This is a genomic window from Streptomyces sp. NPDC028419 (genome assembly GCF_055565515.1).
Map to the genome: position 1 here is coordinate 143,653 of NZ_JBVHUE010000006.1, position 19,780 is coordinate 163,432.

At 68.0% G+C, this 19,780-nt stretch carries 17 protein-coding genes; 3 read left to right on the forward strand and 14 right to left on the reverse strand.

Annotation, left to right across the window (positions count from 1 at the left end; genetic code table 11):
- Positions 1 to 6: 6 nt before the first annotated feature.
- The 6 genes from ACZ4UB_RS09795 to ACZ4UB_RS09820 all read right to left on the reverse strand — a co-directional run bounded on the left by ACZ4UB_RS09795 (position 7) and on the right by ACZ4UB_RS09820 (position 5,317).
- Positions 7 to 414, reverse strand: coding sequence for a hypothetical protein (locus ACZ4UB_RS09795; RefSeq protein WP_468069451.1), 408 nt, complete (start codon positions 412 to 414; stop codon positions 7 to 9).
- Between the two features lie 172 nt (positions 415 to 586).
- On the reverse strand, positions 587 to 1,969 hold the full coding sequence (locus ACZ4UB_RS09800) for a UDP-N-acetylmuramoyl-tripeptide--D-alanyl-D-alanine ligase (RefSeq protein ID WP_468069453.1): 1,383 nt from the start codon (positions 1,967 to 1,969) through the stop codon (positions 587 to 589).
- Between the two features lie 7 nt (positions 1,970 to 1,976).
- Positions 1,977 to 2,600: a C39 family peptidase gene (locus ACZ4UB_RS09805; RefSeq protein ID WP_468069455.1), complete on the reverse strand. Its 624-nt coding sequence runs from the start codon at positions 2,598 to 2,600 to the stop codon at positions 1,977 to 1,979.
- An 18-nt stretch (positions 2,601 to 2,618) separates the two neighbouring features.
- The gene (locus tag ACZ4UB_RS09810; protein WP_468069458.1) at positions 2,619 to 3,584 is read right to left on the reverse strand and encodes a D-alanine--D-alanine ligase family protein; all 966 of its coding nucleotides are present in this window, start codon (positions 3,582 to 3,584) and stop codon (positions 2,619 to 2,621) included.
- A 593-nt stretch (positions 3,585 to 4,177) separates the two neighbouring features.
- The gene (locus ACZ4UB_RS09815) at positions 4,178 to 4,399 is read right to left on the reverse strand and encodes a DUF5999 family protein (RefSeq protein WP_468069460.1); all 222 of its coding nucleotides are present in this window, start codon (positions 4,397 to 4,399) and stop codon (positions 4,178 to 4,180) included.
- Between the two features lie 537 nt (positions 4,400 to 4,936).
- A complete protein-coding gene (locus ACZ4UB_RS09820) occupies positions 4,937 to 5,317 on the reverse strand; it encodes an ATP-binding protein (protein WP_468069462.1) in 381 nt (126 codons plus the stop codon).
- A 425-nt stretch (positions 5,318 to 5,742) separates the two neighbouring features.
- Between ACZ4UB_RS09820 and ACZ4UB_RS09825 the strand changes: the two genes are divergently transcribed.
- From ACZ4UB_RS09825 to ACZ4UB_RS09835, 3 genes are all read left to right on the forward strand, one after another.
- Entirely contained in the window at positions 5,743 to 6,660 is a 918-nt protein-coding gene (locus tag ACZ4UB_RS09825) for a helix-turn-helix domain-containing protein (RefSeq protein ID WP_468069464.1), read from the forward strand.
- Positions 6,660 to 6,863 carry a DUF397 domain-containing protein gene (locus ACZ4UB_RS09830; RefSeq protein ID WP_468069466.1) on the forward strand — a complete coding sequence of 68 codons (204 nt, stop codon included), beginning with the start codon at positions 6,660 to 6,662 and terminating at the stop codon, positions 6,861 to 6,863. Before ACZ4UB_RS09825 ends, ACZ4UB_RS09830 begins: the two co-directional genes overlap by 1 nt.
- A 147-nt stretch (positions 6,864 to 7,010) precedes the next feature.
- Positions 7,011 to 7,793: a glutamate racemase gene (locus ACZ4UB_RS09835; RefSeq protein WP_468069468.1), complete on the forward strand. Its 783-nt coding sequence runs from the start codon at positions 7,011 to 7,013 to the stop codon at positions 7,791 to 7,793.
- Positions 7,794 to 7,832: 39 nt separating this feature from the next.
- Here ACZ4UB_RS09835 and ACZ4UB_RS09840 read toward each other — a convergent pair whose 3' ends face one another.
- The 8 genes from ACZ4UB_RS09840 to ACZ4UB_RS09875 all read right to left on the reverse strand — a co-directional run bounded on the left by ACZ4UB_RS09840 (position 7,833) and on the right by ACZ4UB_RS09875 (position 19,776).
- Positions 7,833 to 8,111: a hypothetical protein gene (locus ACZ4UB_RS09840; protein ID WP_468069470.1), complete on the reverse strand. Its 279-nt coding sequence runs from the start codon at positions 8,109 to 8,111 to the stop codon at positions 7,833 to 7,835.
- On the reverse strand, positions 8,108 to 8,863 hold the full coding sequence (locus ACZ4UB_RS09845; protein ID WP_468069472.1) for an N-acetylmuramoyl-L-alanine amidase: 756 nt from the start codon (positions 8,861 to 8,863) through the stop codon (positions 8,108 to 8,110). The genes ACZ4UB_RS09840 and ACZ4UB_RS09845 overlap by 4 nt, the downstream gene beginning before the upstream one ends.
- A gap of 57 nt (positions 8,864 to 8,920) precedes the next feature.
- Positions 8,921 to 9,280 (reverse strand): hypothetical protein, encoded by a 360-nt coding sequence (locus ACZ4UB_RS09850; RefSeq protein WP_468069474.1) that lies wholly within the window; start codon positions 9,278 to 9,280, stop codon positions 8,921 to 8,923.
- A gap of 97 nt (positions 9,281 to 9,377) precedes the next feature.
- Positions 9,378 to 11,876, reverse strand: a complete 2,499-nt coding sequence (locus ACZ4UB_RS09855; RefSeq protein ID WP_468069475.1) for a hypothetical protein — start codon at positions 11,874 to 11,876, stop codon at positions 9,378 to 9,380.
- Position 11,877: 1 nt separating this feature from the next.
- Positions 11,878 to 12,975 (reverse strand): hypothetical protein, encoded by a 1,098-nt coding sequence (locus tag ACZ4UB_RS09860; RefSeq protein WP_468069476.1) that lies wholly within the window; start codon positions 12,973 to 12,975, stop codon positions 11,878 to 11,880.
- Entirely contained in the window at positions 12,975 to 13,910 is a 936-nt protein-coding gene (locus ACZ4UB_RS09865; RefSeq protein WP_468069478.1) for a hypothetical protein, read from the reverse strand. The genes ACZ4UB_RS09860 and ACZ4UB_RS09865 overlap by 1 nt, the downstream gene beginning before the upstream one ends.
- A 26-nt stretch (positions 13,911 to 13,936) precedes the next feature.
- Positions 13,937 to 14,830 (reverse strand): phage tail family protein, encoded by an 894-nt coding sequence (locus ACZ4UB_RS09870; RefSeq protein ID WP_468069480.1) that lies wholly within the window; start codon positions 14,828 to 14,830, stop codon positions 13,937 to 13,939.
- Positions 14,827 to 19,776, reverse strand: a complete 4,950-nt coding sequence (locus ACZ4UB_RS09875; protein ID WP_468069482.1) for a phage tail tape measure protein — start codon at positions 19,774 to 19,776, stop codon at positions 14,827 to 14,829. Before ACZ4UB_RS09875 ends, ACZ4UB_RS09870 begins: the two co-directional genes overlap by 4 nt.
- Positions 19,777 to 19,780 lie beyond the last annotated feature (4 nt).

Consider the following 19,780-nt stretch of genomic DNA (forward strand, 5'->3'; position numbering starts at 1 on the left):
AGCTCCCTAAACGTCGGCGGCGCCACGATCCTCCTTCTCGAAGAAGGCCACCATCCTGCGAGGCAGCTCGATCACATCCTCGTGATCGGGAAGGGAGAGCTGGGCACGCCTCCCGGTGTCCAACACTCGTGTGCCCTGCACCACGTACGTGTCGCGTGCCCTGTCCAGGAAGACCGCGGGGCTGTCACCCACCTCGGGGGACGCGCCCCGATCTGCCTTCTCGAAGAAGGGCACCATCCTGCGAGGCAGCTCGATCACGTCCTCCTGGTCGGCCAGCTCGAACTGCGCCCGCCAATCAGCGTCCAGGATCTTCCAGCCCTGCACCACGTAGGTGTCGCGCTCGTCGTCCAGGTAGATGGTGGGGCTGTCGCCCGTCTTGCTCTCGGGGTCCTTGCCAAGCATGCGCAGAGCCATGGTGCCCTCCTCGCTCGGGGTGCTGCCGGGTCACTCGGGTGAAATCTTTGCACTGAACTCAGCGGCAGTGCACGAAAATTGCATCAGTTTGCAGGCGACGGCAATTCGCCGAAAACGGACATGGCTGAGCCCCGCCGCCGAACGAGCGCAGCGGGGCCCAGCCGGACGGCTCCTACCGCGCGGAGATGCCGGCGAGGTCCCGAGCTACCGCTTCGAGCCCGAGCGAGTTGGCACCCTTGACCAGGACCACATCACCAGGCCGCAGCACACGCTGGATCTCCTCGACCAGCGGGACATCCTTGTCGGCCTTCGAGACGGTGAGCCCGGCGGCCTTCATCGCCGTCAGCATCCGATCCATGTGGGTGCGACCGATGCCAATCACCTCAGCCGGACCGAGGCTCACCATGTGATCGGCCACCTGGTCGTGCCAGGCGTCCGCCTCGTCGCCCAACTCCGCCATCTCCCCGAGGACCGCGACCTTCCGGCGGGTGGCGCCCGCGATGTCACCAAGGGCAGTCAGAGCTGCGAGCACGGACTCAGGGCTGGCGTTGAAGGCGTCGTTGATCACGGTGACCCCGTCGGTGCGGGTGGTGACCTCCATCCGGCCGCCGCTGGAAATCTCCGCCTGCCGCAGCCCCTGCGCGATGCGGTCCGCGGGGATCCCGGCGGCGATGGCCGTGGCCGCCGCCGCGAGTGCGTTGAGGACGTTGTGCCGACCGTGGACCCGCAGATCGATACGCCTGCGGTCCTTGCCGTGGACGAGGACGAAGTGGGGGCGACCGTCGTGCTGCACACCCACCTGCTCGGCGCGGACGTCGCACCCCTCACTGAACCCGAATGTGATCACGGTGGCGTCGGTGTCACCGGCCATCGCCGACACGAGCGGGTCGTCGCCGTTGAGGACAGCGGTGCCGTGCGCGGGCAGGGCCCGGACGATCTCGGCCTTCGCCTGAGCGGTGACCTCCCGGGATCCGAATTCCCCGATGTGCGCAGACCCGATCCCCAGCACGGTGGAGATCGTGGGACGGGCGATGGCGCACAGGCTGTCGATGTGGCCCAGGCCCCGGGCGCCCATCTCCAGCAGCAGGTAGCGGCTGCCCGCCTCGACCCGGGAGACGGTGACGGGAAACCCGATCTCGTTGTTGAAGGACCGCGGGGTCGCCACGGTCGGCCCGTCCAGTTCCAGCACGGACCTGAGGAGGTCCTTGGTGCTGGTCTTGCCCGCCGAGCCGGTCAGGCCGATCACCGTGCCGGTGAAGTCGGCGGCGACGCGGGCCGCGATCCGGCCCATCGCCTCCAGGACGTCGGGGACCACGAGGGCGGGAACGTCCACGGGCCGGGCCGCGAGGACGGCGACCGCCCCGGCCGCCACCGCCTGGGCGGCGAAGTCGTGCCCGTCGACGGACTTACCGCCAAGGCAGCAGAACAGGCTCCCGGGGCTGATGTCCCGGGAGTCGAACACCAGGGGGCCGGTGATCAGGCTGTCGGGATCGGCGCCGCCCGCGAGATGGCCTTCGGCGGCGAGCGCGGCGGAGGCCAGGGAGAAGGGGATCACGTTGCTCCTACTGTGCGTGGCCCAAGACGACGCCCCGGCCGGCGAAGAACCGGGGAAGGTCCGCCCTGGGTACCTGATGGAACTTCTGTGACCTCTCCGGGAACCCGGAGGGGTTGTGGATGGTGACGTGGTCGGGGCCGGACCCCACTGCGAGCACCAGGTGGCCACCGCGCTGCGCGGGCTCGGGATCGAGGGTGCGGATCGTCTTGTGGACCGACAGGAGCACCAGGCGGCCACGGGAGACCTCGGTGTCCACCTCCTCCATCGACAGCTCGGTCCGGACCTCGGCCGACAGGCCCCACCGGGAGGTCACCCACGCGGCGAACGGGGCGTAGATCAGCCCCTGGACCTTGTCGCCGTCGCGCACGTACGCGCCGGCGGCCAGCGCCTCACGGACCAGCGGCACCGACGCGGGCACACGCTGCCCGAAGTGCGCGAGCGCCATCCGCAGGCACGCCATGCCGCACATCCGCGGCGCCCAGAAGGCGTACTCCTCCGCCGTGTCGGCACCGGAGGACTCCCAGAGCGGATCATCGACGGCCGAGACGGTGCCCGAGACGAACTCGGGCACCAAGGACGCGGACTCCCACTGGGAGAAGTAGGGGACATGGTGCGTTGTAGCAGTGGTCATGACCCCACTCTGCCGCCGTCAGGGCACGTACGAGACCTTCGTGAACGCCGTGTCCAGCACCCGCTTGATCAGCTCGCTGTAGGACACGCCCGCTGCAGCGGCCATCGTCGCCAGGTTCCCGGCCTCGCTGAGTCCGGGCACCGTGTTCACCTCCAGCACCGGGCAGCGACCGTCCGGGCAGATCAGGAAGTCCACCCGGCTCACCCCGTGCGCTCCGATCAGCCGGTGCACTTGCAAGGCGGTCTCCACGACCCGCTGCTCCACCTCCTCAGGCAGCGCAGCCGGGCAGGTCTCGCGGCGGAGGCCCCGGTCGTGCTTGGCCTCGTAGTCGAAGAAGTCGCGGTCCGTCTCGAAGGTGAGCAGAGGCAGCACGACGGGGGCGCCCTGATCGAGGATGCCCACCGTGCACGGGATGCCGTCGATGTACTCCTCGACCATGTACTCGGCGTACGGCTGGTCGCGGCGTGCCCGCAGCAGATCCGACAGCGTCTCCGCGTCGCGGGCGATGCCGGCTCCGAGGCTACCGCCCCCGCCCGCGGGCTTCACGAAGACGGGGTAGCCGAGGTTCAGCTCGACCGTCGTCAGGGTGGTCTCCACGGAGTGCTCGGGCAGCACCGTGATGGACCTGGGGGTGTCGATGTTCCGGGCCGCCAGCAGGGTCTTGAACGTCGGCTTGTGCATACCGAGCGCGCTGGCCAGAACACCCGAGCCGGTGTACGGGATGCCGAGCTGTTCCAGATGGCCCTGGACCTTGCCATCCTCGCCGCCGAGTCCGTGGCAGGCGAGAAGGGCAACGTCGATGCGGCCCCGCAAGCCGGTGCCGAGTTCGCGGACGTCGCCCAGGTCGATCAGCTCCGCCCTCATGCCGGCGCCCAGTAACGCCTTGAAGGCGGCCTCGGCGCTGGCGATAGAACCGGGACGCTCAGGCGAATCTCCGCCGTACAAGACGCCGATGCGGCCCCCGTAGTGGTGTGGGTCAGACATGTACGCTCCTCGTGATTGGGGTGTTGCTCCGATCGGAGGCGTCCCGGCACGGTGCCGTGCCCGCGTACGCGGTCGAAGGCTGGGCGGGCCGCATACCCGCGCCGGGACGCCGTAGATGCCCCGCGAAGGGGCCGACTGCCAGATGGTCTGTTGGTCTCCGCTGAGGTGCCCCATTGCCCAGCCGCGCTTGATCGCGTACGCGGGTCTGTCGGTGGCGTCCAGGGCGGCCAGGAGATCGCCGTACCTCTCGCGCAGGCGCCACTGCGTCCATCGCACCTGAGCCTGCATGTCCACGACCGTCAGCCCTTCTGCCAGGTAGCGAAGTACCCGGACCTGTCCGGCGGTCAGGGGCACAGGCGGCTCAGGGGCGGGCTGGGGTACCTGGCCAGAGGCGTACGCCTGATGTACCAGGGCGGTGGTCCGCGGCGAGCCGGTCTTCAGCCGGGCGAACTTCAGCCTGGACTGCACCGCTCCGGCGCTGACATCCAGGCGACGGGCTATCGCGCCGATCTTCAGCCCCTCGGCGGCCAGGCTCACGGTCTGGACTTCGCGCTCGGTAAGCCCCAGCTGTCCAGAAGGACGCGCTCTGCCTGTCACGCCGCGGCCCTGCCCAAAAAGAACGGCCGCGGTGAGGCGATGATCCTCCCGTCAGGAAGAAGCAGCGCATCGTCGTCGAAGCTGACGGCGCCGTTGCACAAGAGGTTCCAGCCCTGTTCGGGATGGGCGGACACGATCTGCGCCTCTCCTCGGCTGCGGTCCTCAACCTGCGGACACGGGGGAGCGTGACGACAGGGCGAGGACGGGAGCTGATCCACAAGAAGACCTTTCTGGCTGAGGCTGCCCTCGGGGCAGCGGGTGACGGGGCCGACGGCGCGCAGGTATTGCGCACCGGTACCGGCGGATTCAGAGGGCGAGGGGTAGTAGGCGCACGGCAACCCAGACGGCGACGCATCCCGAGTAGAGGGCCATCGAGCACGAGGTGCCTATCCCGAAGCCCGAGCGGTCCAGAATCCGGAAGGGGTGGCGGACCGCGACCCGGAGCCGGGGAAACTTTTTCGCCGGTGGCTGCTGTGCCCCCTGAACCAGAGATGAGCCTTCAGGGGCAAAGGAGCGACGTGAAAGCACGTCAGGCGCCCTGCGCCGTGCCGGCTTCCGGCCGACGGCGCCGTCTGTACGTGGACCACGGGCAGAGCTCGGCGCTCGGCCGCGTGTCCCGGGCTGGGGGCTGCTCAGCGACCTGCGTGAAGTGCGGCATCGGCTGGAGATCCTGCGCCTTGGCCCACGCGCTGCGAGGGCTGCGGACCTCTAGCCGGTCATGGAGTGTGGACGGCCGTAAGTCATCGTCGTCAATCTCAAACACACTGTCTCTCCTTGCAGATGGGGAAGGTGCACCAGGTGGTCGTGCCGGCGTGGCTGAATCCCAAGTTCCCGCCGGTGCTGCGGACTTCTTGAAGGACAATCCGCATCCCCCGTCCACGCTCGGATGAGGTGTCTGCCGTACGGACACAGGGCAGATCAGGGCTTCCGTCGTCGACGGCCAGCCGCAGCAGCCCGTCTTCCACGCCGAGGCGGAACGAGATGGCGGGGCCGTTTCCGTACCGCAGGGCGTTGGTTACCAGCTCGGAGACCACAAGCTCCACCGAGTCGACCAAGTCCTCCTGGCGGGCCAGCCGAAGCCACGCCTTACTCAGGAGCCGGGCGCGCCGGGGAAGCATGGCGTCCGAGTCGTCCACGGAACCCATCCGTCTGCCTCGCACTTTGAACTGAAGGTCAAGGGCGCTCGGGAACAGGCGTCCTGTGCTCGTCGTCGGGCCTTCGTCGGGGGTCCTGCGAAACGGCATGCCGCACCTCGTCTCGGTCGGTCGCGGTTCCGGGTGGCACGCGGTCCTGAGCTGCTGGAGGCACGCCACACGTCGAGATCACGCTGAGTCGAATCACTCGAACCCAACGTGCTCAACGGGGATCAGCATGGCAGCGCAACGGCTACGGTGGAAGCCTCTTCGCAGAATTCTGCGAGACTCCTTCCATCTTCGAACTTCCGTTCACGTGACGGCAGTTGCAGCCATTCGCGGAACATTCCGCGAAATGACGGAAGGCGCGTTGCGCAGCTCGAATGTCCGCCGTCAGACTGTGAGGCGACACGTAGGGGAGGGTGATCGTGAACGACCTCAGCTCGACGGCTGGTACAGGGGCTTCAGAGGGGCCCGTCATCGAATCCGCTTCACCCGCGCTCTGCCGAGTGCAGCTGGGCGTGGAACTGCGGGCCGCACGTACATCCGCTGGGAAGTCCGCATCCGAAGTGGCCCGCCACTTCTCCTGGGCGCCCTCGAAGCTCACTCGGCTGGAGACGGCGGACAACGGGATAGTCGAGCCTGCCGACGTCGCGGCCCTGTGTGCGCTGTACGCCGTCCCGCCGGAGAAGGCTGCCGAACTGGGCGGCTATGCGACGGTCACCAAGACCAAGAAGGACTGGTGGCAGCGCCAAGACGTGCGGGACGTCATCCAGCCCGGATTCAAGGCGTACTTGGGGCTGGAGGCCATCGCTGACCGCCTGATCAGCTACGAGTGTGAATACGTGCCCGGCCTGCTCCAGACCAAGGAGTACGTCCGGGCCATCATGGGGCGAGCGAACGAGGGCCAGCCGGCCGACCAGCTGGATCTCAAGATCGCAGTCCGCATCACCAGGCAGGAGATCCTGCGTCGGCAGGCTTCACCGCCGGAGTTCACCGCCATCATCAATGAGGCTGTGCTGCGGCGACGGGTTGGTGGCCGCGACGTCATGCGGGCCCAACTTGCGTACATCGCAGAGGTCGCTGAGACCATGCCTCACGTGAAGGTCCAAGTCATCCCGTTCGAACTCGGGGCTCACCCAGGGATGAACGGCAGCTTCACGTTCATGAAGTTCAGACAGCCGCTCAAGTCGATTGTCTACATGGAAAGTCTGGCCGGAGCCGGTGTATCCCGGCGCGACCAGGACGTACGCAAGTACGAAGCCGCAGTCCGCGACCTGCAAGCCATCGCGCCGGGGTATGAGGAATCCCTGGGCATGATCAGAAACGCCTGTAAGGAGTACTGATGTCCATCCGTGCCGACGAGCTGTCCGTCGACTGGTTCTCGTCCAGCTTCAGCAACGACCAGGGGGGCAACTGCGTGCAGGGAGGCCGCTGCACCAACGGCGACATGGCCGTCCGGGACTCCAAGGTGCCCAACGGGGATGCCTTCCGTTTCCAGCCCACGGCCTGGCTGCCCTTCATCGAGCACGTGAAGCGCGCTGGTTAACCCAGCGCGGCCACGCCGACGACCGGGGCCGCCCTCCTCAAAACAGGTGAGGAGGGCGGCCCCGGTCAACTCTGGCCCGCCTTGCAGCCTGCGGCAACCGTTCACGACGTCCCGGCCGTGATGCCGGGTAGACCGCCGAGGTGACCCTTGAAGATCGCGCTCATCGACTCCGGAATCGGCCTTCTCGCGGCAGCAGCGGCCGTAAGGCGCTTACGGCCGGACGCCGACCTCATCCTCTCCTCCGACCCGGACGGGATGCCCTGGGGGCCGCGAAGCGCCCCAGACCTCCGCCAGCGGGTCCTCGCCGCCGCGCAGGCCGCAGCCGCGCATGATCCCGACGCCCTGATCATCGCCTGCAACACCGCCACGGTGCATGCGCTGCCCGCCGCCAAGGCGGCACTCGAACCGGCGATCCCTGTCATCGGGACCGTACCCGCGGTGAAGACCGCGGTCGCGGCCGGCGGACCCGTCGCAATCTGGGCCACGCCGGCAACCACCGGAAGCAGCTACCAAACCGCCCTGATCCACATGCACGCAGCCGGGGTGCAGGTCACACAGATCGCCTGCCCGGGACTCGCGGACGCAGTCCAGCACGCTGACCCGTCCGCCATCAACGAAGCCATCGCCGACGCCGCTCGGCGGACCCCTCGTGGTGTCACCGACGTCGTCCTCGGCTGCACCCACTACGAGCTCGTTGCCAGCCAGATCCGGGCAGCCCTACGACGCCCATCGCTCATCACCCCGGTCCTGCGCGGCTCCGCTGACGCAGTGGCTGCCCAAGCCCTCCGACGACTCGGCGGCCGCCTCCCCCAGACTGGGAGGGGGAACCGCATCCTGACGGTGCTGCTCAGTGGCCGCGAGGAGCCGCTGCCCGCCTCCGCACTGGCCTACCGCGCGGGACGCTACCTCTCGACACCAGCTTGCGCGTGAACGGCAGCGAGCCCCCGGTTCCCCGGGGGCTCGACCTGATCAGTTGTCCACGACGGTCAGCTGTCCACCGCCCTCATTCGAGGTCGGTGGATCGCTGCGGTACAGCCAGTTCGGCAGCAGGTTGTGGACGACGGGCAGCGCCATGACCCGGGTGACGGCGCCGGCCACCGCAAGGGCGACGGCTACGCCCGCGGCGGTCTGAGGGATACCGGCTGCGTCCACGATCAGCGGGAAGCCAGCCGCCAGACCCAGGAAGGTCTGGAACACCGTGCGGATCGTCCGCTGGTTCACATCGGAAGCGGTGCGCGACTTGGTCACTTCGGCACCCGCAGCTTCTGGCCGGGGTGGATGACGTAGGGGGAGGCGATGTCGTTCTCGCGCGCCAGGGCGAGCCAGTTCACGCCGAGCTGCTGCCCGATGCCGGACAGGGTGTCGCCGTCGCGGACGGTGTACGTGGTTCCGCCTCCGCCGCCGGGCTTGCCCGCGAGGCGGGCACCGATGCGCTGGCGCAGACCCGACATGGTGAAGCCCTCCGGGTCGACCTTGCCAGGCTGCCACTCCTTGTGGCCGATCACGCTGGCCGCACCCCACTTGTGGGCCCGGCAGATCGCTGCGGACACCTTCTCGATGGCGTCCAGCTGCGCGCCCGGCCACGGATCTTCGCCGTCGCCCAGGTTCTCGCACTCGAATCCGTAGAAGGCGGTGTTGCCATCGGCATCCGCCTCGTTCGCCGCCGGTAGCGCCCTCTCTGCGATCACCGCGTCCAGGACGTCTGAGTCTCCGGCTCCCGCATGATTCGCCCGGCCGTTGCCGATCAGATAGACCGTGCCGTCCTTGGCGATCACGCCGTGGCAGAGCGGGCCCGGGAGGCCGCTGTACCCGTTCTCACAGATGCTGACCGTGTTCGCGGTGCCGGACGTCACCGTGTGGTGGATCATCACGCCGCGGACAGGACCCCAAGGCCCCTTGTGATTCCGGTTGTGGGTGCGCCAACCGGGGCGCTCGACGATACGCACGCCCTCAGCGCGCAGTGCCGCCACGAGTGCATCAGCACTCAGGGGTGTAGCCATGTTCGGATCTCGGATTCTCCCCGCGCCCAAGATCAAAAAAGGTAGGCGGAACTCGCGTCAGCGAGCCGAGCCCTGTGTCACCAGCCACAGCTGGAGCACCATCAGTAGAAGCGGTGCCACGAACGACGAGAGCACCAGGCGGCGGGTCGCCGCCGCCTGCGCCTGATCCTCGCGGCGCTGCTGCTCCGCCCGCTCCGCGACCTGGTCGTGCTCTCCTCGGAGCCCGGCAAGAGCGGACTCGACAGCGCCGATGCGCTGCTCCGTCGCCCGCTGGTCAGCCCGGTACACGTCCTGGGTGACCACCTGGTCGAGCCGGGCCGCTAGGTGGGCAAGGTCTCCTCGCAGGTCCTCGCGGAGCTGCGAGACCGCGCGATGCAGCTCCCACAGCGTCGGTTCTGCGCTCGGCGGCACGGACACGGACATCACTCTCCCGACAGCCCCGCGCGCCTGATGTTGATCGTACGTGTACGGACAGGGCGCCAGTAAGCCAGTGAGAGCCCTGTCCGCCGAATGGCTACTTCACGTACGTCACTTTCAACTGTGGCGGGTATTGCTGACCGACTCCGTGAGCCCGTCCGTAGAAGTCGCTCGACGTCGAGTTGGGGTCGAGTGCAAATCCGCGGAACCCGCCCTTTCGGACGAGGTCGGTCACGTCTACCCACTTGCCCTCGTTACGCGTCCAGCTGATGGTGAGAGCCTGGCTGTCGCTACTGAAGACGCTCGGTCGCGAGGAGTGTCCGTGGGACTTCACCACGGCCTTGCCTCCTGTCGCGTAATACCAGTGCTCGAAGTACAGGAAGAGCTGAGCCTTCTCAATTACTGCTCCATTCAAATCCGAGAGCAATGTGGCAGGGAATCCAGCGAGTGACGAAGTGGTGCCGTTCGTCGTTGAGTAGAACCCCTGGAGCATCTGGCTTCCGTGATAGGAGCTGTAGGCACTTCGGTTGGTGTAGGTGCCAGACCAGGATGCTTCGTACGTCCGCTCGTACCTTTGGGTTGCCGGAGTCGGAGGAATAGGGTTCTGGCCAGTCGCCGGATTGAGCGATCCTGTTGCCGAAATTGCCGGTCCGACGTCTTCGACATACATGACAGCAGGCTGTTCAGGCCCGCCGAACAGCGACATCTTCCCGCTCGTCACACCCCTCCAAAGGAACGTTGACAGCAGACGATGAGTACCGGCCCCCAGTGTCGCCCCGGAGGTCACCAACTCCAGACGTACACGCTGCCATCCGGGCCCCATGGGGAAGACCGCGCTCTGGACCTGCCGCGATGACAACGTCGGCGCGTTTGCGCCGCCATCCCGGAGAAGTAGTAGCAGCTCTCCGCCGCTAACGGACCGCTCGCTGAGCGCATCGACCGCGATCCGATACTGGCGATCTGCCTCAATCGCTACGGGTAGCTCCACGAAACCGCTCTCGGTACCAACCGGCGTAGTGACCGCCTGGGTGACCGTGTGCAAGGCGATGACGCCCCGGGGGGCCTGCGCCAGCCTTCGATCGATCTGCTCACCCTTGATCGTCAGCTGCCCTGCTATCGCCAAGTCGCCGAACCCCGCGGCGCCGTTCTCGTTGATGCTGGCAACGGGTCTGCCGTTATTCGTAATCGTCAGGTACTGAGGTCTGCCAGTGACGAGGGAGATAGTTTCCTCCCCGTCTCGATCGAACAATCGCATGCCATCCGGCGACAGTTCCGCCCGGGCCCCAGTTCCACCAGCGGAGACAACGATGCGGGCGATTACGTTGTCGAAAGTCACAGTCCCGGCGGTGGCGGCGTTCGCGGCGATCCTTATGCGGCCCAGAACCGTCTGCGCGGGCGCGACGGAGGAGGGGCTCCCTGACATGAAGAGCCATCCCTTGCCCGCCGCATTCTCAGCGTTGACCCTGCTGTACCCGAGGGCACTGCCAGCGGAATCCTCCCACCGGACATAGATCTCGCAATCCTTGCCCACGAAATCCGCACTGACCAGGTAGTCAGCAGCCATCCACATCCTGGTGCCCGGCGTCGCAGGAAACGCACCGAGCGTGTGAATACGGTCGATCGGTGAGGCGCTCGCACAATCGGCCCGGATCGCCTTGGGCGTGGCCTGGCCCGGGCTGACGATGCTCCACCCCACCGTTAGACGTCGGACCGCCGCATCGCCTTCGAAACTGGAGTCGGCCACGAGGTTACCGTCGAAGCCCAGACTGAGCTTGTCAGCGGAGATCGCACCAGCCTTGATGTGCGTCGCGTCGATGGATCCCGCAGCGATAGCCGAGGCAGTCACGGCATTCACAGCCAGCTTCTCCGCCGTGATGAGCCTGGCAGCGAGCTTGTCGGCGGTGATCGTCAAACTGGCGATCTTCTCCGCCGTGATCGCCAGTGCCGCGATCTTCGAGGTCGTGATTGCCCCCGCCGCGACCGCAGGCGAACCAACGGCGGCGACGGCAAGCTTTGTCTCCGTAACTGCCTGCTCGGCGAGCTTGATCTCCGAGACGATGCCGTCCAAGAGGTCCTGCCCGACGGCCTGCCGCGCGGCGGCAACCACTGGTGTTGACGCCTGTCCCGGAACGCCAGCGGTACTGATCGCCACCAAGCGGACGTGCCGGGATGCGTAGTCACTGACCGCGATCGTCACCGTCGCTCCCGACGCGCCCTCGATCGTCGCCGCTGGGTTCCTGATGTCCAACGCCTCGTCCGCGGCCAGCAGCAGGTGGACCTGGACCCGCCCCAGGTTCAGGGGCGGTGCCGCCGCGTCAGCGAATCCTCCGTCCCAGCCGACTCGAAGGCCGCCGAGAACAGGGGCGACGTGAGGCGCGGTGCACTTCGGCGGCGGGGGACCGTTGAACATAGCGACACCGGTCGTCCCGTCGAACTGGACGCCCACCGAGCCCGTCAGAACCCCGTTCTCGTCGTAGACCTCGATCGCGCCCGCCTCAACGGAGGAGTACGCCAGGCTCGCGGTTCGAGTGCGCCCCGTCAGGCGCCGTTCAACATCGTTGAGACGGGCTGCGATCTGCGTCAGGTCGCTCGCCACGTCAACCCCCGTACACAAATCGGTCGGCGCGGGCCAGCGATAGCGTGACTCGCTCGCTGTCTCCGGCCTGCGGGGGACGGATTCGCCACCCGGTGATCCGGCACCAGCCCGTCCAGTCAGCCCACTGGTCGTGGAGCCTTACCTGAACGTCGTCACCGACCTGCCACGACCCGATCGGCGCCGCCGGGTGGTCGACAACCTCGATCTCGCCGACCTCGCCGAGGACCTGCCGCGCGATCCGCTCGCGTCGGGCGCGGGCCGCCAGGCGGTCGCTGCTCTTCTCGCCCGATACTTCGAGGACGTGCTCAAGACGCAGCCGGCCGTCCCGCGTGGCGTCGACAGCGCGGCGCCGCCCCCGCCCCTCTCCCGCACCCAATGCGATGACGACCTGCGCATACCCGTCCCCGTCGTACGTCACCGGCGTAACCCGAACGATGTTGACGCCCGAGGAGAATCCGATGTCCGTGCGCCGGGCTCCCAGGCGCGGCCAGCCAAGACGTATCTGACCGATAGGCCGACCACTTGAGTGCTCGGAGTAGCGGGTTTCCTCCGTCCACTGCGGGCCGCCCTCGACCCGAGTCATGTTGTCGACGATGTCGCCGAGGACAGGGGCCTCCCACCAGTCGACCCGGTACGGCTCGGCCGGCGTGCCCACCGTGGTGCCGCTCGCCGACCCTTCGACCGCCACGTTGAGATCCCCGTCAGGCTGGCCCTGCGCATACGCCCACACGTCGCGAATCACTTGGCAGGCATCCGCATGAACGTACGGTCCGCGGCCATCGAGTTCTCCATGGACGTCATGACGACGGTGGAGGTAGGAGCCCCACCCGCCCGCCTCGATCGGGAACTCGTCGCCTTCCGGCGCGGCTCGCCAGATCACGCCGCCCCACACCACGGTGTCGTCCCTCTCGACCACCAGGACCGTGTTCCCGGGGCTGACCGTGGAGCTGACCAGGCGCTGGAACGGCACCGGAACGCTTCCAGACAATTCACCCGGCTCTGAAAGAGACGGCCCGAACTCTACGTTGGAAAGGGGGAGATGGGCAGCAAGGGTCTCGCCGCTGAGGGCGTCATGGACCCGGTAGCGATAGGTGGGCATCAGGTTCCCTCCTCGAACTCGATGTCCGCGACGATGCTGGTGAGCTGGTCGGTGCGGATCTCGGAGTCGGGGATGTCGGGCGTGAAAAAGAACCGCCCTTGCAGCGTTTGATCGGTGCCCCGCATCGATGGGGGAATGGAGATGGTGTCCGCCACGATGGTGGTGATGCGCATCCACCGGTCCTGAGTGCGGCTTCCGTCGTCGAACCGAATGGACTCGCTCACCACACTGCCCAATCGACAGGCGGCCTCCCCGTAGAGGCTGCCGATCAGTTCAAGGCCCGAGGTCGTCATCAGAACGCGGGCGCGGACGGCCCAGTTGGGGACCCGGATAGTGAACCGAGATATGGGTGGCCAGTCCGTCCACACGGCACTATTCCCCTGCCACTTTTGTACCTCGGCCGGCGTTGACGTGTGGAGTTGCCGGTCCCGCCGCGGGTTCGCCAGGGTCCGTACGTCCTTGATCATTGAGTCCGTGATGACGCGAGCGTTCGCCGGGATGTCGATCCGTGCCAGAGCGACGGCCGTCATCCCCGCAGGCGGCTCCACGGTGTTCGAAGGCACGTTGGGAATCACGTGGAAGTAGCCGATGTCGTCAGACTCGGGGTTCCGCACGCCTTCGTACTCCGGGTCCTCGACGCGCAGGACGAGAAGGTCCGACCGGGCAGATGCACCGGTCGGGGCGATCGGCACGCTGTGGAATCCCACGTTGTACTGCGTGTAGCTGCCCTGCCCCCAGGCCATCGCCCCGCGAATGACCGCCGAACCATCCCCGACACGTACGCCAGTGCCTGGCGTCTCGAGCTGGGCGACCTTGAGGTCGTCTGACTCGGTGATGCCCTGCGCACCGTGGCTCAGGTCCCGCACCATCATGCGGAAGGCGCGCGCCGAGTGGGTACCGCCATGGACGAGGAGAGGGGGATTGATCAACGTCATGAGCACGTATTCCTTGAAGGGGAGGATCACAGGGATTTAAAAGCCGCTCGCCAGGTCACCGACAGGCGGGATGCGGGCGAGTAGCCGCGCGCGGTCCACCACAGCTCGGTGGAGCCCACCGGGATCTGGAAGCGGTCCAGCCGCGAGTCCGTCGACATGCCCACGGCCACGTTCTCGGTGCCGTTGCGCAGCGCCCACCGCGTCCCGGGCCGCGTCTCGACGTCGATGTACTCGCCGGTGGTCAGAGACACGGACAGCTGGAGGAGCTGGCTCGTCTTCGGAATGTAGATACGGGGGTCGATGCACGGGCCGGTGATCCGCAGGGTCGGCCAGGCCGGGAGGGTGCCGTCGTTACGGACCCAGCCGCGCCGTTCGTCCGGCAGGGAGATACCCGTGTTCAGCGGAGCGACCAGCGGCGCCTTAAGCCCACCGAGGTCCTTCCTGGACAGGGACAGTCTCAGCGCGGACATGGTGTCCGCGTAGAAGCGGGGATCGACGGCGACGAACTCGATATCCAGGGGTATCCAGCCAGCAGCCGCGTTCTCCCACGACGGGTCGACCCGACGCAGCCGGCCGAACAGGACGCGCGTTTCGCGGCCCGGCCATTGGATCCGCAGCGGCATCACGGCCCCCGGCGCCGTACGGGCAGCGGCAGCGTCAGCAAGTTCTTGCAGGTCAGCGAGGATATCCACGCCAGCCGCAGGGTCCCCGGGCGTCTTGATACCGCAGTCGATACGGATCGTCCGCGCCTCGTACCAGTCGGTGCCCGCCCACGCCCCGTCCGCACCCGGGCGGGATGCAACATCACCGCGGACCGGGGCGCGGCCCAAGCCCTCGATCTCCGCTATCGGGACGCGCGTTCCGTGCCCGATGACGACCCCGCCCAGCTCCACCTGGAAGTCCTTCAGGCCGGCGGTCATCGCAGACCACCACGCTTCGCCCGGCGCAGCTGGTAGGCCATCGACGCGGCGATGTCGTTCGCCGAGGCCGGGCTGTTCGCCACGTTGATCGTCTGAGTGCCGATCGCGGGGGACTGCTGCACCACCACGACCTGCGGACGCCCGCTGCCCGCGTCTACGAGCTTGCGGGGCACCAGCCCGTAGCCGAACTTCCCCGCCGTCGCACCGAGTACGGCCGCGGCCCTGCCGCGTTTCGCCGCCGCGTGCGGGATGTACGACTCGCCCCCGGTCTCAGGCTCAGCGAACTTGATCAACCCTCGGGAGGCCCCGGCACCGCCGTACACGCCCGGCTCCCAGATACCGCCGTTCGCGTAAGCCAGTCCTCGGTTCGCCTTCATCAGATCCGAAAGGAACCGTTCACCGCGCGCGCCTGTGCTCTGCAGCTGTGCGGATGCCAGGTTCGCCACCTCGATCAGCCGGTCCTCACCGAGCCCGGTCACGTCCGCGACATCGTGAATGCCGCGGCCGGCGCCGAGGGCACCAATCAGCTTCACCAGGTCGGTCAGCTGCTCCCCGTCCAGGGACTTCCCCGCAGCCTCCGCGGCGGCGTTAGCCTTCTCCGCCTTGCCGCGATCGCGCACAGCCTCCTGCGCCAGAGCTTCCGCGCTCGCATCGTTCTGCTTCGCCAGGCGCTCGGCGAGCGCACCGAATCCGCTCGAAGCGAGCTGGGTCAGGGCGCTCTGAAAGGAGGCGTTGTCCTTCACAGCGTTCTGGAGCTGCGCCGTGTAGTCGGCCAGGCTCGCTCGGGCGGTCGCCGACAGCTTCTTCAGCTGGTCCGCCATGTCCTGCACGTAGCGGGTCGAACCGGTGGCCATCTTCCGGGTGAGTTCCACGCCGTCGTCGCCCATGTCCTCCAACGCCTTGGCCACGTCCGTGCCGGCCCGCTGGGCGACGGTCGTCAGGTTGGCGCGCCAGGACTGCGCCGTGGACACCGAGCTACGCAGGTTCGATTCAAACAGTCCGAGGTCGAAGACTTCCTTGTCTCCGCTCTTCCTCTGCGACTTGGACACGACATCGCTGATGGAGAACCCGGAGCCACCGAGCGGCTGGTACGACCAGTCGGACAGCCCGCCGGACGCGTTATAGGTGACCTCGCCGCCGAACCGGCGTGCTACCTGGTCGAGGATCGCCTTCGACCGGGCCCGCTTGCCGGACGCGAACGGGATGTACGCCTCACCTTGGGTCTCGTCCTCCGCCCACACCCGCCACTCACCGCCGCGAGCGATCTGCGCGACGTGGTTCTCCCGGACGCCGCCCGAGGCATACGTGAGGATGCCGCCGCTCGCGAACTGGTAGCCGTCCGCGTACGGGCCCGGCTGCCTGGAAGTCCGCCAGATGTCGTTGTGGACGGTCGTCACCGTCACGGTGCGCCCATAGATGCCGTTGATGGCGTCCTGGATCGTGGCGGCCCCGCTCGTCGCCGACCCGGTCGGCACGGTCACCGACACGTTCTTGCTGCCCGGCACGGCCTCGATGGAGAACCCGAGGTTCAGCAGCTCTTGCCGGGCTGTCTCCGTCGGCGCGCTCACGATGACGGACTTACCGCCCGGGACACCGGCGATGGCCGTCTTTACGTTCTCCAGGCTCGCGATCGTCTCGGCCGTCGATGACGACACGGCCACATGCTTCGCGCCCGGCGTCTGGCTGATCTTGGAGATCAGCGCGTCCAGGTCGGTGCGCGCCAGGTCCGTGGGCGCGGTCACCTGCACCCGCCGGTCCTTAAGGTCGGTGATCGAGAACCCGAGCTTCTTCAAGTCCTCGCGCGCCTCGTTCGACAGCGTCGCGATCGTCACCGTCTTGTTGTCCGGCGTCGCCTTCAACGCCTGCTGCACGGCGATCAGCTCAGCGACCGCCGCATCCATGCCGGCGGTCTGGAGGAGGATCGACACCTGCTCCGGGACCAGGCCCGCCGCATCCGCGAGCTTCCCCGCCTGCTCCGCGGACAGCCCGAACCCTTCGCCGGTGGCGATCGCGGAGTCACGGGCGGACTGCATCTGCTTCTGGGCCGCCTGCAACGCCTCAGGGACGCTCTTCCCGTTGGCCTCCGCGAACTGGTACGCCGCCAGCGCCGCGTCCGCGCTGTTCGTCGACAGCCCTTGCAGAACATCGAAGAGCTTCTGCCCATTGCGGGTGACCGTGGACAGCGAACCGTCCATGTTCAGGAGGACCTTGCCGTACCCCTCGGCGTGGTCGACGCCCCCCCTCAACGCCTCGGACGCATCCAGGACGCTCCGGTTCAGGCGGGCTTCGGCCGCCGACAGGTTCACCGACCCGCCGGCGAGGATGTTCAACGCGTCGTGCAGGGCCCGGGCCCGGGTGTCGGCGTCCGCCGTACTGTCTGAGAGGCGGCGCATCGCGTCGGAGAACTTCCCGAACGGACCCACACTGTCGGCGGCGGACTTGGCACCCGACCCGGTCGCATCCGCCAGGTTCTTGGCGTCCTGCACGGCCTGCGACATCTCGCCCTTGACCGACCCCAGCGCCTCAGCGGCCTTCGCGTAGGCGACACCCTGCTGCGTGTACGTGTACTGGCCGCCACCCGAGGTCATGATCAGCTCGCGGTTGGCGTCGGCGGTGCTCTGCAAGCTCCTCTGGAGGGCGTTGAGGCCGCCGTCCTGCCCGAGGTAGGCGTTGGTGAGCTGGCGGGCGTTGACCCCGGCCTTCTCCATGACGTCGACCAGGCGGGCCTTGCCGTCGAAGACCTTCGCGTCCATGACGGCCTGCGCGGCGGCCCCGCGCACGCTGTCGTTGATCGCGCCGTTCGAGTCCCGCAGCGCCTGGGACAGGCCGCTGATGCGCTGTTGGTGATCGGCGGCAGCCTGCGCGGCCTTCTGCTGGGAGGAGGCCAGCATCGACAGCCCGATACCGGCCGCCGCGATGGCGACACCCCAGGGGCCGCCGAGCGCGCCCATCAGACCGCGGGCCGCGCCACCGAGGCCGACACCGATGGACTTGGCCAGACCAGAAGCCGGGCCCTCCGCGGACCGGAACGCGGCGCTCATCTGCCCGACGATCGGAATTCGGGTCTGGAGCACGGCGAGAGCCGAACCGATGCGGCCCACAGACTGGCCCTGCGCGGCGGCGAGAGTGGACTGCACGCGCATCTGGTCGCTCCACGACCGGTAGGCGCCCACCACCGGCCCGGACACCGTTCCGGCGAGCCGCGTCATCGTCGGAGCGACCCGGCCGGCCATCATCATCGCGACGATCGCGGTCTGCACCGGGCCCGGGAGCGCGGAGAACCCCCGCACCAGCCAGGCCACCACCTCACCGATCGGCTTCAGCGCCCCGGACACGTACGACGCCGCGCTGCTCGTCAGGTTCAGGGCGGTGACGATGATGTCCAGAGCGGTCGCCCCGGCCCCGCTCTCGCTCGCGACGTCGGACAGTGCGTCCGCGACCGGTTCGAGGCCCTCGCCCAGGTTCCTGAGGATGTCGAGACCGGCCCGGCCGGCGTTGACCACCACGTTGATCGCCGAGGCCAGTGCGTCGAAGGCAAGGTCCTTCACCGGCGCCCCGAGGCTGCCGAGGACATCACGGACCTCGGCCAGCCCGCTCGCAGCCGCCTGCGACGCCGACGGCCTCGCCAGGGTGTACAGGTCGTGGAGGTAGTCCAGGGCCCCGGCGACAGCCGGAGTGCCCGAGCCGAGGACCTTCGTCGTCAGTCGGGTCAGCTTCTCCAGCGCGGGCGCCGCCGCCGTGTAGAGGACCTGGCCGCTGTTCTTCGCCTGGCTCTTCAACTGGTTGAGGGCACCAGCGAGGCCCTTGGTCTGGGAGGCGGCGATCTCACCGGCCGCACCGGTACGGCCGATGGCCGTCCGCATCTGGTCGAAGCTCTCCACACCCTGATGGGCGAGCGCCATCGCACCGGCGAGGGCGGGCTTCCCGACGACCTTCGACAGCGACGCTGTGAAGTCCTTCTGGCTCAGGCTGTGCTGGGCCTTCTCGAACCCTTCGACGACGTTCCGAAGGCCCTTGAAGTTGCCCTGTGCGTCCCAGGCTTCGATGCCGAGCTCGGACAGGCCCTCCTTCATCCGCTTCGTCGGCGCGGCCAGGTTCGTGAAGATGCCGCGCAGGGACGTTCCTGCTTGGGAGCCGAGGATGCCGGAGCGGGCCAGCATCGCCACGGACGCCGCCGTGTCCTCCAGCGAGATCCCCAGCTGGGCGGCGACCGGGCCGGTGTACGACATCGCGTAGTAGATGTCCTGGAGGCCACCCGACGCGGCGTTCGCGCCAGCCGCGAGGACGTCAGCGGCACGGCCCGCATTGTTCGAGCTGAGCCCAAACTGGTCCATGACGTCGCCGAGGTACCGGGCGGCGTCGGCCGCGGACAGGTTGTCGGCTGCGGCGAGCTGCATCGCCGCCCTGGCGTTCGCGATGGACGACGTGGACGTCTGGCCCGCCTTCGCGAGCTCCAGCATCGCGTCCGCCGCCTTCGAGGCCGACGTGCCGGGGATCTTGAGGTCGGAGCCAAGCTCACGGGCCTTGGCGGCCGCCATCACCATCTCCTGGCCGGAGGCGCCCGTGACTGCACCCCACTTTTGGATGGCGCGCTGGTACTCGTTGCCCTCCCGGGCGATCTCCGCGAGCCCGGCGACGATGCCGCCACCCGCCACCAGGTTCCGCAGGTGGTGCGCTTCTTGCCGGGCGCCGATGAGTCCACGCCGCAGCTGGCGCATCGACGCGTCGCCGTCCGAGCCGGTCTGACGAAGAGCATGCCGCGCACCGTCGGCGTCGGCGGAGATACCGCGCAGCCCTGAGGAGCCGGAGCCGACACGGCCCAGGGTGCGGTGAAGCGAATCGACATCACGGCCGAGGGACCGCAGCGCACCGGAGGCGCCACGGATGCTGGACAGCAGGTTCGTTGCGTCGGCGCGCATCTGCACGCTGAGCGTGTAGCTCGACACCTGG